General features: G+C 66.4%; 12 protein-coding genes. 2 read left to right on the top strand and 10 right to left on the bottom strand.

Features of this window, described 5'->3' with window-relative positions; translation table 11 throughout:
- The first annotated feature begins 23 nt into the window (after positions 1–23).
- The gene (gene aceA / locus ACNQR1_RS19380; RefSeq protein ID WP_418047473.1) at positions 24–2,303 is read left to right on the top strand and encodes an isocitrate lyase ICL2; all 2,280 of its coding nucleotides are present in this window, start codon (positions 24–26) and stop codon (positions 2,301–2,303) included.
- Positions 2,304–2,330: 27 nt separating this feature from the next.
- Here the strand turns inward: aceA and ACNQR1_RS19375 are convergent, their stop codons facing one another.
- The 4 genes from ACNQR1_RS19375 to ACNQR1_RS19360 are packed head-to-tail and all read right to left on the bottom strand — an operon-like array spanning position 2,331 to position 6,186.
- The gene (locus ACNQR1_RS19375; protein ID WP_418047472.1) at positions 2,331–3,101 is read right to left on the bottom strand and encodes an SDR family NAD(P)-dependent oxidoreductase; all 771 of its coding nucleotides are present in this window, start codon (positions 3,099–3,101) and stop codon (positions 2,331–2,333) included.
- On the bottom strand, positions 3,088–4,161 hold the full coding sequence (locus ACNQR1_RS19370; RefSeq protein ID WP_418047471.1) for a hypothetical protein: 1,074 nt from the start codon (positions 4,159–4,161) through the stop codon (positions 3,088–3,090). Before ACNQR1_RS19370 ends, ACNQR1_RS19375 begins: the two co-directional genes overlap by 14 nt.
- A 14-nt stretch (positions 4,162–4,175) precedes the next feature.
- The gene (locus ACNQR1_RS19365; protein WP_418047470.1) at positions 4,176–5,309 is read right to left on the bottom strand and encodes a sulfotransferase family protein; all 1,134 of its coding nucleotides are present in this window, start codon (positions 5,307–5,309) and stop codon (positions 4,176–4,178) included.
- A gap of 1 nt (position 5,310) precedes the next feature.
- Positions 5,311–6,186, bottom strand: coding sequence for an SDR family NAD(P)-dependent oxidoreductase (locus ACNQR1_RS19360; RefSeq protein ID WP_418047469.1), 876 nt, complete (start codon positions 6,184–6,186; stop codon positions 5,311–5,313).
- A 121-nt stretch (positions 6,187–6,307) separates the two neighbouring features.
- On the opposite strand from ACNQR1_RS19360, the gene ACNQR1_RS19355 reads away from it, so the two are divergent.
- The gene (locus tag ACNQR1_RS19355; protein WP_418047468.1) at positions 6,308–7,261 is read left to right on the top strand and encodes a LysR family transcriptional regulator; all 954 of its coding nucleotides are present in this window, start codon (positions 6,308–6,310) and stop codon (positions 7,259–7,261) included.
- A 24-nt stretch (positions 7,262–7,285) separates the two neighbouring features.
- On the opposite strand, the gene ACNQR1_RS19350 is transcribed toward ACNQR1_RS19355, so the two are convergent.
- From ACNQR1_RS19350 to ACNQR1_RS19325, 6 genes are all read right to left on the bottom strand, one after another.
- Complete coding sequence (locus ACNQR1_RS19350; RefSeq protein ID WP_418047467.1) at positions 7,286–8,683, bottom strand: HNH endonuclease signature motif containing protein; 1,398 nt, start codon at positions 8,681–8,683, stop codon at positions 7,286–7,288.
- An 85-nt stretch (positions 8,684–8,768) separates the two neighbouring features.
- Positions 8,769–10,070, bottom strand: a complete 1,302-nt coding sequence (locus tag ACNQR1_RS19345) for an acyltransferase family protein (RefSeq protein ID WP_418047466.1) — start codon at positions 10,068–10,070, stop codon at positions 8,769–8,771.
- Positions 10,071–10,114: 44 nt separating this feature from the next.
- Complete coding sequence (locus tag ACNQR1_RS19340) at positions 10,115–10,615, bottom strand: CAP domain-containing protein (RefSeq protein WP_418047465.1); 501 nt, start codon at positions 10,613–10,615, stop codon at positions 10,115–10,117.
- Entirely contained in the window at positions 10,585–11,199 is a 615-nt protein-coding gene (locus ACNQR1_RS19335) for a hypothetical protein (RefSeq protein ID WP_418047464.1), read from the bottom strand. Before ACNQR1_RS19335 ends, ACNQR1_RS19340 begins: the two co-directional genes overlap by 31 nt.
- Complete coding sequence (locus tag ACNQR1_RS19330) at positions 11,196–11,726, bottom strand: Mce protein (protein ID WP_418047463.1); 531 nt, start codon at positions 11,724–11,726, stop codon at positions 11,196–11,198. Before ACNQR1_RS19330 ends, ACNQR1_RS19335 begins: the two co-directional genes overlap by 4 nt.
- Entirely contained in the window at positions 11,693–13,123 is a 1,431-nt protein-coding gene (locus ACNQR1_RS19325) for an MCE family protein (RefSeq protein WP_418047462.1), read from the bottom strand. The genes ACNQR1_RS19330 and ACNQR1_RS19325 overlap by 34 nt, the downstream gene beginning before the upstream one ends.
- Position 13,124: the final 1 nt, after the last annotated feature.

Below are 13,124 nucleotides of genomic sequence, written 5' to 3'. Positions count from 1 at the left end.
CGAGCTCGAAGAGGAGCAAACCCATGGCCACCATCGAAGCCAACGCAGAGACATCACCGTTCCGGGAGGATGTCGAGGCCACCCAGGCCTACATCGACAGTCCCCGGTTCGCGGGCATCACCCGGCTGTACTCGGCGCGTCAGGTCGCCGAGCAGCGTGGCACGATCCCGTCGGACTATCCGGTGGCCCGCGAGGCCGCCACGGAGTTCTATCTCTACCTTCGCGATCTGTTCGCCCAGAAGCTGAGCATCACCACGTTCGGGCCGTACTCGCCGGGTCAGGCGGTGGTGATGAAACGGATGGGGATCAGAGGGATCTATCTCGGCGGATGGGCCACTTCGGCCAAGGGCTCCATCAGTGAGGATCCCGGACCCGATCTGGCCAGCTACCCGCTGAGTCAGGTGCCCGACGAGGCGGCCGGGCTGGTGCGGGCGCTGCTGACCGCCGACCGCAACCAGCAGTATCTGCGGCTGCGGATGACCGCCGAACAGCGCGCGGCCACCCCGGCGGTCGACTACCGGCCGTTCATCATCGCCGACGCCGACACCGGTCACGGTGGTGACCCGCATGTGCGCAACCTGATCCGCCGCTTCGTCGAGTCGGGCGTGCCGGGTTATCACATCGAGGATCAGCGCCCCGGCACCAAGAAGTGCGGACACCAGGGCGGCAAGGTGCTGGTGCCGTCGGATGAGCAGATAAAACGGCTCAACACCGCGCGGTTCCAGCTGGACATCATGCGGGTGCCCGGCATCATCGTCGCGCGCACCGACGCCGAGGCCGCGAACCTCATCGACAGCCGCGCCGACGAGCGCGACCAGCCGTTCCTGCTGGGGGCGACGAACCTTTCGGTGCCCACCTACAAGTCCTGCTTCCTGGCAATGGTGCGCCGGTTCTACGACCTCGGTGTCACCGAACTCAACGGCCATCTGCTCTATGCGCTGCCCGCCGGCGAGTACGCGACCGCCGAGTCCTGGCTGGAACGCCAGGGCCTCACGAACAACATCGCCGAGGCCGTCAAGGCTCATACCGCCGGCGCTTCGGTGGACACGATGTTCGACAAGGTGGAGTCGGCATTCGTCGAGGCGTGGCAGGCCGACGCCGGCCTGAACACCTACGGCGAGGCTGTCGCCGAACTGCTGGAGTTCCGGGAACGCGACGGCGAGCCCGCTGCGATGAGTGCCGCCGACTGGCGCGCCTTCGCGGCCCGGGCATCGCTGTACACCGCACAGGAGAAGGCCCACGAGCTGGGCGCCGACGTGGCGTGGGACTGCGAGCGGGTCAAGACCCCCGAGGGCTACTACCAGGTGCGCGGCGGTATCCCGTATGCGATCGCGAAGTCACTGGCGGCCGCACCGTTCGCCGACATCCTGTGGATGGAGACCAAGACCGCCGACCTGGCCGACGCCAAGCAGTTCGCCGACGCGATCCACGCCGAGTTCCCGGACCAGATGCTGGCCTACAACCTGTCGCCGTCGTTCAACTGGGACACCACCGGCATGACCGATGACGAGATGCGGGCCTTCCCCGCGGAACTCGGCAAGATGGGGTTCGTCTTCAACTTCATCACCTACGGCGGCCATCAGGTCGACGGCGTGGCGTGCGAGGAGTTCGCGACGTCCCTGCAGCAGGAGGGGATGCTGGCGCTGGCCCGGCTGCAACGCAAGATGCGGCTGGTCGAATCTCCTTACCGCACACCGCAAACCCTGGTGGGCGGGCCGCGTAGCGATGCCGCCCTGGCGGCATCCTCAGGCCGGACCGCAACCACCAAGGCGATGGGCGCCGGGTCCACGCAGCACCAGCATCTGGTGCAGACCGAGGTGCCCAAGAAGCTGCTCGAGGAATGGCTGGCGATGTGGGGCGACCACTACAAGATCGGCGAGAATCTGCGGGTTCAGCTCCGCCCGCGCCGCGCCGGTTCGGACGTGCTCGACCTCGGCATCTACGGCGACGGTGACGAGCCGCTGGCCAACGTGGTCGTCGATCCCATCAAGGACCGGCATGGCCGCAACATCCTCACGGTGCGCGACCAGAACACCTTTGCCGAGAAGCTGCGCAAGAAGCGCCTGATGGATTTGATCCACGTGTGGCTGATCCACCGGTTCAAGCCGGAGATCGTGTACTACGTGACGCCGACGGAGGACAACGTCTATCAGACCGAGAAGATGAAGGCGCACGGCATCTTCAGCGATGTGTACCAGGAAGTCGGTGAGATCATCGTCGCCGACGTGAACCAGGCCCGCATCGACGAGCTGCTGGCGCCTGATCGTGAGGCGCTCGGGCGGTTGATCCGCAAGGAGGACTGAGGTTTTCGCAGCCGATCCCGGGCCGCTTCACTGGCGCATGTGCGATGCGCCGCCGATGTACCAGGTCTGACCGTTGATCCATTCGGCGTCGTCGGACAGCAGGAACGCGGTGACTGCGGCCAGGTCTGCGGGCTTGCCGAGACGCGTGACCTTGGCTGCCATCAGGAACATCTGCTGGATCTGTTGATCGTTCTGACGTTCCTGGGTCTCCCCCATCACCAGGCCCGGCATCACTGCATTGCTGCGAATCCCCTTGGCGCCGTAGTTGTTCGCCACGTGGCGGGTGAGCTGGTTGACCGCTGCCTTGGAGGCGTTGTAGGCGACGTGCATCGGGTCGGTTCCGAGAGAGCCACCCGACGAGGTGTTGACGATGCTGCCGCCGCCGTTGTCGAGCAGATGCGGCAGCACGGCGCGGATGGTTCTCACGAACCCGAGCAGGTTGACGTCGAGGGTGCGGTGCCACACCTCGAACGGGGTGTCGAGGATCGTGGTGTCACGTCCGAGGTTGTTCGCCGACAGGTCGGCACCGACGTTGTCCAGACCGTGGACCGCGCCGAACTCCGAGATCGTGGCGTCGACGAGGTGACGAACGGATTCGTCGTCGGCCAGGTCGAATTCGACGGCGATCGCGGCACCACCGGAGGCCGTGATGGTCTCGACGGTGGCTTTGGCACCCTGCATGTTGACGTCACCCACGACCACCGACGCTCCCTCGGCGGCCAACCGCGCGGCGGTGCCTGCACCGATGCCGGTGGCTCCCCCGGCGACGATGAACGTCTTGCCCTCAAGCCCGAGCATCGAATTCGATCTTCTCGATCGGGTTGGAGCGTTCGAGCATGCCGTAAGTCTCCTCACCGTCCCACCGGTAGCGCACGCCGGCCTGTTGAAGGGCCGGGAAGTTGGGGTTCTCCTTTTTCATCTCGCGCACCGAGAACGTGTTGTCGTTGTGGTGGATGTCGTGGGTCGAGAAGACAGTCTCCCCCTCGATGTGCACTCGGCCGTCAGCGGTTTCCAGCACCACCGATACGTCCTCCCCCAGTGCCTGCAGCTTCGTCAGCCACGGTGCCTGCACTGCCCGGGCCGGGATCAGGCCGCCGTCGCCGGTGAAGATGTAGCCCTCGTTGAAGGTGGGCTGCCCGTCGTCGCGCGGCGGGTAGGCGATGTAGCCGAATGCCTTGCCGCTGGGGAAGACCGCCGATTGCCAGGCGTGGCCCCAGAAGCTGCCCAGCTTGCGCACTCCCTGCCTGCGGATCCGCAGTCCACTGCCGGTGAAGTCCTGGCTCTCGCCGTTGATCGTCACCGAACCGACGGCCCGGAACAGCTGCTCGTAGCGCGGCCCGCCCATGAGGTCGCCCTCCACGGAGTTCTTGATCCGGTCGGCGGCATCCTGCTGCAACGCACCCTGGATCCACGGCGGGACAGCCATTTTCGCCTCGACATGGAACGTCACGTCGACCAGCGGGCCGTCCGACTTGCCTGCCACCAGATCGGCCGCCGATGTCGCGACGGCCTTGCCCGCGTACGTCATCGTCCAGGTGTCGAACGGCTGGATGCAGCGGAAGGCCAGACCGCCGGCTCCCAGAACGGTGGGCTTGCCGTCAGGCCCGTCGGGCGGCAGTGACGGCCCACCGTCGCGCAGGCGGTACACCCGGCCGTCGGGGAACGCGAGATTGATCTGGATCTCGTGGTTGTCCCAGTTCGCCGCGACCGCTTCGATCCCGATGCGGGGCAACCCGATCTGTCCGCGGTCGTCGACGGTCCAGAAACTCACCGAGTCCCGCATTTCGGGGTTGTCGGGCCTCTGGGCGAACACGTATTCGCGGGACGGATCGATACCGCCGGTGAGGTCGATCGCCATGTGGGGCTCCTGTTCTAGCCGGCGCGGGTGGTCCAGCGGTTGGCATGGTCGGTGTAACGGGCGAAGCGGGGACGAACGTCATCCAGGTCGATGTCGAACATTGCCGGGTCGGCGTGCGAACTGGCTTCGCGTTCAGCGGCGGCCTGAGCCCACCAACTGCCCATCCGCGCCGCGAACTCATCGCTGACCGGTTGACCGAGCCAGGCGTACAGACCGGTGACCTCACCGATCGGATCGGCCTGCATGGCCCGGAAGTCGATGTCGTAGAAGCGGTCCTGTGCCCCGCCCGCACGGAACCGCAAGGCCCGGTCCATGCCCAACGACCAGTGTTCGACGTTGAGCCTGCCGATATAGGGCCGGTCGATCGCATCGGTGAACGTACCGATGATGTCGGCGTACAGGTCCGCCACCGACAGGATGACGTCGGTGGGATCCCGGTGCGTCATCACGAATCTGGCGTCGGGGAACACCTGACCCACCGCATCCAGCCACAGCACGTGTGATGGGCACTTGAGCCGCCAGGGCCGGGTGGACTCACCCCATTGCAGCAGCTTCATCACCCGCCGCTGATACGCCAGAGTCGTTGTCAGGTCGGCCTTTTCCACGAGCCAGGTGGAGTATGTGGGCACCTGGGCGAAGGATTGGAACAGATGCGACTTGAAGTCCAGGGCCATCAGCTCGTGGCATTCCATCGGGCCGTGGGTGTCCGCGGGCACGTGGTACCGCGTGCCGACCATCTCCCCCTTGTCGGGAGGGACGCGCGGATCCACCCCCTGGACCGTGGACGGCGGTGGGCACGGCTGCGAGGATTCCCATCGCCGCAGATACCGGACGTTCGGGTCCTGGGCGAGCAGCATCGACAACGCCGTGGAGCCCGTGCGCGGCAGGCCGAGGCCGATGACGGGCGCGACGATCGGGACGTCGTCGATCTCCGGGTGGCGCCGATACCACTCTTCGACCTGCAGGCGCTGGGCCAGATATCCGGTGACGCGGGGGTAGAGGAACGCCTGCCCACGCTCGTTGAGCCGGGCCTCGGTGTCCAACGAGGACAACAGGATTCCCAGGCCCTCCTCGAACGAGTCGTCGCCGAAGCCCGTCAGGCCGGTCTGCTCGACGGCCTTCGCCTTGATGTCTGCGACGGTCGGCATCTCAGTTCATCCACTGCCCGCCGGCGACATCGATCGTCTGCCCGCACAGGTAATCGGCGGCCTCAGACGCCAGGAACGCCACCATGTTGGCCGCTTCCTCTGGAAGCGACGCACGGCCGAGTTGTACCTGCGTGGTGATGGCCTCCAGGATGGCGCCCCTGCCCGCGAAATGGGCCGGCGTCTTCGGGTCGAGCAGGTACTCGATCATCTCCGGTTTGATCATGATCCCCGGTGCCACGCCGAGCACGTTCACCCCGCGCGGGGCCACCTCGTGGGCGAGATTCCGGGTGAAGCCGACGACGCCCGACTTGCACGCGTTGTACACCACCAGTCCGCGCTGCTGGATGCGGCCGCCGACGGATCCGATGTTGATGATCTTTCCCGACCCCTGCGGAAGCAGGAATTCCAGCGCGGCATGGGCGCCGTACATCATCATGGTCAGGCTGCCCAGCACCGTGTGGTCGATGTCGGCCTTGGTGTGGTTCTCGAACGGACCGCCCACCACCATGACGGGGTTGTTGACCATGATGTCCAGACCGCCCAACTGGTCGTGTGCCATCTCTACCGCATCATGCACCTGATCCCAGTCGGACATGTCGGCCTTCACCGGGTGGGCCCGGACTCCCCACCGCTCGGCTATCTCGTCGGCGCGGCGCTGGACTTTCTCGAAAGTGCGCCCGATCAACGCGACGTCGGCCCCGAGCCCGGCGAGGCGGTTGGCGATGGCCTGGCCGAGACCGTCCCCGCCGGCGCCGGTCACAAACGCTTTCTTGCCCGACAGGTCCATCAACTCGGTGACCCGTTTGTCGATGATGTGGCGGGGCAGGCTGTCCAGATTCAGGGCCGCGATGGCCTCGGCATCGTTGTGGACCGTCATCGGATGTCTCCTCTTCACCTGGCTTCGATGGGAAACGCTAGGGCCGGGGATCGGTGGGCGGGTAATACCGATTTCGGGTTCCAGTCATGCCGATATTCGATGGCTGGTATATCTCGATGCGATGGACACCCACCGGCTCAAGTACTTCCTGCGCATCGCCGAGGAGCGCTCCATCACCCGCGCGGCCGGCGTGCTGGGCATCGCCCAACCGGCGTTGAGTCGTCAGCTGCAACTGCTCGAAGAGGACCTCGGGGTCGCGTTGTTCACCCGCACCCGACGCGGTGTCGAGCTCACCGAAGCCGGCGAGCGGCTGCGGGCGTCGACTGCCGGTCCGCTGCGACAGTTGGAACTGGCCGTCCAGTACGCCGGCACACCGTTGGCCCGGCTCGACCGCACCCTGCGCCTCGGGTTGCCCGAGACCGCCGTCGACCTGTTGACCTCACCGCTGCTCGCCAGCCTGACCACCGCCTTCCCAGAGGCGACGTTCTCGGTGACCGTCGGAAGTACCGACCAGCTCGTCGACGCGATGCTCAAAGGCGCGGTCGACGTCGCGCTGATCAACCCGGTACCCGATGAACGGGTCTTCTATCGAGAACTGTTGGCCGAAGAGCTGTTCGTGATCGGCGGACCGGACTCAGACCTCGATGCCTCCCGTGCCCTCGGCTTCAGCGACGTTGTCGGATTGCCCCTCGTGGTGCCGCGGTCGTCGTCGGGGATCGGTATGTCACTGCAGAATGCCGCGCTGCGCACCAAGGTCAATTTCAGCCACCGGACGACGACGGACTCCGTCGCGGTGATGAAGACCATGATCGAGGCGGGCATCGCCTACGGAGTCCTGCCCCTCTCGGCCTGCCGTCACGAAATCGACGACGGGCGTTTACGATTCGCGGCAATCGCAGACTCCGCGCTCAGTCAGCGTCTGGGGGTTGCCGCAACCGAGCAACTCGACCTGCCGCGCGAACTCAGCGTGAAGATCGGCGACATCATCCGGGAGGAAGTCACCGCCCTGGTCAGGTCCGGCTCGTGGACCGCAGAACTTATCGCGACCAGGCCGTGGAATCCGATGCGTGGGTGATCTGTGCCCTGCCCGCATCCACCTCTAAGGATCATCACCCTCGTCCTCTTCCGGCGGATGGAAAAGGTCTTCGGGGTGCCAGTAGTGGTTGATGCGGTCCTGGCCGGTGTCCAGCAGTGGTGGCGGGATCCATTCGACCCGGCCGTCGTCGCGCACGCGGGTACGCCAGCCCTTCCCGTGGACCAGGCGGTTGCTCTTCGGGCAGGCCAAAGTCAGGTCGGTGATGTCGGTCAGGCCGCCTTGGCTGAAATCGGCCTTGGCATGGTGGGTTTGGCAGCGGTCGGTAGGGCAGGTGCACCCTGGCCGGGTGCAGCCCCGGTCGCGGTTGTGCAGCACGAGGCGTTGGGCGGGCGTGGCGATGCGCTTGCTGCGGCCCAGATACAGCGGGACCTGACGATGATCCTCGTAGACCACGAGGTAGTGGTGGGCGTGAGCGGCCATCCGGATGACATCGGCGATCGGCAACTGGGCGCCCGAGGCGGTGCGCCCGGTACCGGTCCTGGTCTCGAGTTCACGCAGGGTGGTGGATACCACGATCGTGACCGGTAATCCGTTGTGCCGGCCCAGTTCCCCCGACGACAGTGCGCTTCGGCCGATGGCAACCAGGGCATCGTGGTTGCGCTGGACGGCGGTGCGGGTATCCGACGCGATCGCGTCAGCGGTGGGAGTGCCGGTGGTGCAGGGATATTCATCGGCGGGGTTGCACATGCCGGGAGCACCGTAGCGAGTGAGGATCGGGTCGAGGGTGGCACGGGCTTCGGGGCTGAGTCGGCCGCGGATTTCACTCGTGCCGTCGGCGTTTTGGGGCCCGATGATGATTTCCCCGTGGCGTTCGGGTTGTTCGTCACTGGGTGCGTCGCCATCTTGATCGAGCAGGAAGGCGATCCGGTCGGCGCACTGCTTCAGGGTTTCGGGACCGTTGCCTGCGGCGATACGAGCCAGGTCGGCGTCGATCTGGGCGTGGGTGGCGGCATCCAGCGGAACAGGTGGCTTGGCGAAGAACTTCCGGATGATCGCGACGTGGTCGGCATTGATGTCACCGGCAGCCTGGGCGGCGGCAGTGGCGGGCAACACCGGCGCCATGGACTGCCCGGTGACGGTGGTGCGTGGGCCCAGGTTGGCGGCTTCGGCGATGCGGCGTTTGGCTTCTTTCGTGCTGATGCGTAGCCGGATGGCCAGGACGTCGGTCCAGCTTTTCGCACCGATCTCGCCAGGGGTGGTCCGGGTCTGGATCTCGGCCAACAGGCGGTGGTCTACCGCAGGCGCGCACCGGACTTGATGTTCACGCCGCGACTGCAGCTCGAGAAGTTCAGGCAGGCTCAACGTCTGATAATTGAGGGCGGCCACTTTCGCGCAGACGGCGTCGTATTCGTCGTAGGCAGCCAGCACCGTCTCCCGATCAGAGACAGTGTTCGAATGCATGTTCGAATTCTACTGCCGATCACCGACTCCCCCAGCAGTTATCCACAGCACGCGATCCATCCACAGATCCTGCCGCACAGGACAATTAGGGCTTGACAGCCCTGCCCGCACTGGCCCGTGCGGCAATGACCGAGAGGACGAAGCCACCGAGCGCCGACCAGCCCAGCACCCCGTCGAGGCCGTTCTTGGCCATCAGGGTCAACGCGGCGCCTGCGACGCACAGCAGCACGCCGGTGAACACGGACCGGGCACCGCCGGGCTGGACCCGATCGTCCCACCACGGCAACGGCCAGTGCTCCAACGGTGACAACAGCTGGAAGGCCACTGCCATGAGAACCGCGAAAACCACTGCGCGCAAGGCCAGATGGGCCCAGAAGCCCGGGGCGTGCGGATCGAATGCATCCAGGCCGATCGCGTGCAGACCGAACGCGGCGATCGCGATCACCGGGATGTGCCACAGGTACAGCGTCATGGCTCCCCCGTTGCCCGTCGCCACTACGTACCAGACCCGCGGACGTGCCGCCCAGCGCCGGATCGGGTTTGCCGCGGCGATGAACAGGCACGGCATCCACGTGCAGTGCAGTGCCAGTAGCAGCGTGGGAGGCGACACATTGGAGACGTGCTCGGCTCCGGTGACGATGAGGGATACGTCGTAAATACCGGTGAGCGCGAGTCCCACCTGCGCGGTGAAGGCGAGGACGGCGATCGCTACCGCCCGCTTCGCGCAGATCAGGTGACGCGCATAGGCCACGCCGATCACCACGGGAATCAGCCAGACGATGATCAGGTTGGCGGTGCCCGCCTCGGGTGTGCCGACCGCGAAACGGATGGCATCCATGACCCCGGCCGCGACGATCAGGCCGGCGACCACCACCGCCAGTGCCCGACCGGTGCGTAGGCGCATCAGCGCCGGGACGAAGGCCAGCACCATCAGGTAGACACCCAGGAACCACAGCAGAGCGACGCATTCGCGCCCGAGCGCAGCGGCCGACTCGGCGCCCATCGTCGCGTGCACCACGACCAGGAGCACCGCCCACACCGCCAGGTACCAGAACACCGGGCGGCACAGTCGCTGGGCCCGGGCCAGCAGCCAGGCCCCCCACGGCCGTCCGGGATGCCAGCTGTAGGCCCCCGCCGCCCCACCGGCCATGAAGAACAGCGGCATCACCTGCAATACCCAGGTGATCGGAGCCAGTGCCGGAAGTGCGCCGAGGATGTTGCCGACCCGTACGCCCCCGGAATCGATGGTGGCCAACAGCAGGGCGCAGTGACCGAAGATCACCACCAGCAGGGCACCCAGGCGCGCGACATCGACCGCACGGTCGCGCTCCGGCTTGGTGTCGTGGGCGATGGTGTCCTGGGAGGGCACAGCCTCGTCGATTGGCATGGCTTCAGTCTGCCGGTCCGGGCGGCGGGTCGGGATGGGTATTACTACGTGTCCGCCGGCCGGCCGAGCACGGCCACAACAACCGATCGGTCGAAACTATTGGCCGACCACACACCGATGGCGGTGTTGGCGCAGTCGGACAGGATCGCGAAATCGACCGGGTCGTAGTACCACTGGTTGAGGATCTCGATGCCGTTGATCGCCAACGCCGGGTTGATGGCGACCGTTTCGGCGACCCGGCCGCGGAATCCGGCAGCCTCGGCCCGCGACTGAGGCGTCGATCCGTCAGAGCCGGCATGGTCGTCCAGGCTGCGGTCGGCGAGCAGATCGTTGGTGTGCCATTCGGCTGCCAACCGCAGCTTCGGGTCTGCCTTCACATTGGTGGTGCAGCCCGCTTGGCGCTGAATCGTGAACACGTTGGCGATCACACCGCTGTTTAGCCGCTGGTTGTCGGCATGCGCGGGCGCCGGACCCCATGCGCCGGAAAGCGCCAACGGGGCCACGACGGCGGCGATCAGACCGGTTCGAATTGCGAAATGAGCCATCGGTTTTCGACCTTGTCGAGGGTGACCCGCACACTGGAGGTGGATTTGGTCGGCGGACCGGTGCCGATCGTGGTGGTCTGGTCGACGAGCACCAGGACCACCGCATGCCGGGGCGACGCCGATACCGGCGCGGCAGCCGGCACCGTCGCCGCCGCCGAGATCACCTGCTGTTTGGCCCCGGGGATGACGACGTCGTCGATCAGTTGCGTGTACTGGTCGCGAAACTCACCGGTGAGCCGGTCCGCGGCCGCGGGCAGCTCGGTGTCCACGGTGTCGGGTCGATAGGACAGGATCGCCACGGTGCTTTCGCTCGCGGCGCGCGCGGACTCCGCGCCTGCCGCCTGTGCCGATCGCGCGGACCCGTCCTGCCATTTCAGGAAACCCGCCGCCAACGCCAGGATCAGCGCCACAGCGGGCAGCACACCGAACACCAGCACCCGCGTCCACGAGATGGACCGGGAACCAGGCTGGTCCTGCTCCGCGGGTTCAGCATCGTCCTCAATCAGTTCTTCGACGACCATGTCGTCGGTCTCCAGCTCATCGGCCCTCGGATCGGAGAGCTCCGCTGCGGTATCTGTGGTCATGGCACGAACTCCACATTCGACACTTTGACGTCGTCGCCAACCTGCTCGACGCTGATGCGCATCCGCCAGCGACGCGGATCTTGTTCGGGTGCAGCGCCGGTCGAGGTCTTCACCGAGACGGCGACCAATACGCGCGCCTCGTCACCGGTCTCGGACTCCAGGCCGGCCTCGGCGACGGTCCCACGGGATGTCGACTGGGTCCGCTTGACGATCTCGACGAACGGGCCCGACCGCTTCTCGAAGTCATCGCGGAAGGTACCGGTCGCCGAATCCAGGATCCGCTGGATGTCGGCGTCGGCTTCGGAGTGGCTGATCGAGGTGAGGTTCACCGCCGCCTGGCGCGCCACCTGCACGAACAGGGTGCGCTGCTCCTCGGCGGCGTGGGATCGCTGATCGCGGTAGCCCAGCCAGCCGGTGAGGGCGGCCAGCGCTGCCACGACGACGAGCACCAGCGCGATCGGAATACGGTTGCTGCCGCCGGTGTCCGGCTGGTCTAGCCGCTCGGCGGCGTCAGCATGCTCTGCCATGTCTTGCCTTTCGTGCTGTCGGCGAGGTCGGAGTCGGTGTAGGAGCGGCCGTCCGGCGCCAGGTAGGTTCCGGTGGCCGGGTCATAGGGGACGAAGGCCACGGGCGGCGGTGCGGTACCGGTGCCCGGTGCGTATTGCGGCACTCCCTGGCCTGACAGCGTCGCGTTGGGATCGCCCTTCCAGTTCAGGCCGTCGTTCAGCGGGACGTATTCTTCGTCGCTTTCGCACAGTTCCACGGTCGGCGCACGCTTCCACGGCTTGGTCTCGCACGGGATGTTGCGCACGCCACGGACATTGAGGGCCGAGTCCTGCGGAACCCGGCAATAGAGCTCACCGGCGGGGCGTTCCGGGTAGTCCTGGTCGGACGGTGACCGCTGTTGGCGCACCGGGAGGAATCCCGTGTTGCATGGTGGCGGCAGGTTGAGGTTCAGATTGAAGTCGAGGTAGATGCCCCGGTAGGCCTGTTTGGTGTCGGCGTTGGCGAGGGTGATCGCCGACATCACGGCGGTCCCCTGCGGGTAGAGAACCAGCAACTGTTCCAGGTCGTTGCGGTAGGTGACGGCGATGTCACCGAGGCTCACCATGTTGGCCAACAGGACCGGCAGGGTGGGCGCCACCCGGTCGAACAGCGCCTTGCCCTCCCCCAGTGCCGGCGCTCCTGTCGTCAGCAGATCCGCGAACGCGGCGTCCTGGGTTTTGAGTTGGCCGGTGATCGCGGCCATCCGCTGCGCCCATGTCGCAATCGAATCGGCGGTCTGTACTTGGGAATTGAGCACCGGTGGGGACTGGTCGATCAGCTGCGTGAGCGGATCGACAGTCTTGCCGCCTTCGATGGCCAGGGCGGTCGAACCGTCGACGATGCGGGACAGCTCGGGTCCCAGTCCTCCGACGGCCTTGGCCGACTCGTCCACCACCGTGCGCAGATTGTCCGGCGGAATGGCCTGCAGGGCTTTGTTGGTCGCATCGAGCAGGCTCCCGATATCGGCCGGGATGCGCACCTTGTCGACGCCGATGACATCGCCGTCGCGCAACGTACCGGTCGCGCCGCGGTCGGGAGTCAGTTCGAGGAACTGTTCCCCGACCGCGGACCGGCTGTGCACGGCGGCCGAAACCGGGGACGGTACTGCGATGTCCGAGTCCAGGGTCAGCACCGCATCGACTCCGGCACGGGTGACGCCGACCGATTTCACCCTGCCGACCTCGGTACCGCGGTAGGTGACCACCGAGGTCGGGTACAGCCCACCCGCGGCAGGCAGTTCGACCGTGACCGTGTACCGGCCGAATCCGAGCAGTGCCGGGACCTTGACGAAGCCGAATGCCATGATGCCCACGGCGACGACGGTGATCGTGGACAGGATCGCCAGCTGGATCCATACCGATCGGGACAGCCGGATCATG

Origin of the sequence: Mycobacterium sp. 48b, from assembly GCF_048282725.1 — a bacterium.
Classification (GTDB): domain Bacteria; phylum Actinomycetota; class Actinomycetes; order Mycobacteriales; family Mycobacteriaceae; genus Mycobacterium.
The sequence above is the reverse complement of the archived record's forward strand: the minus strand, read 5'-3'. Positions and strand labels throughout refer to the sequence as shown.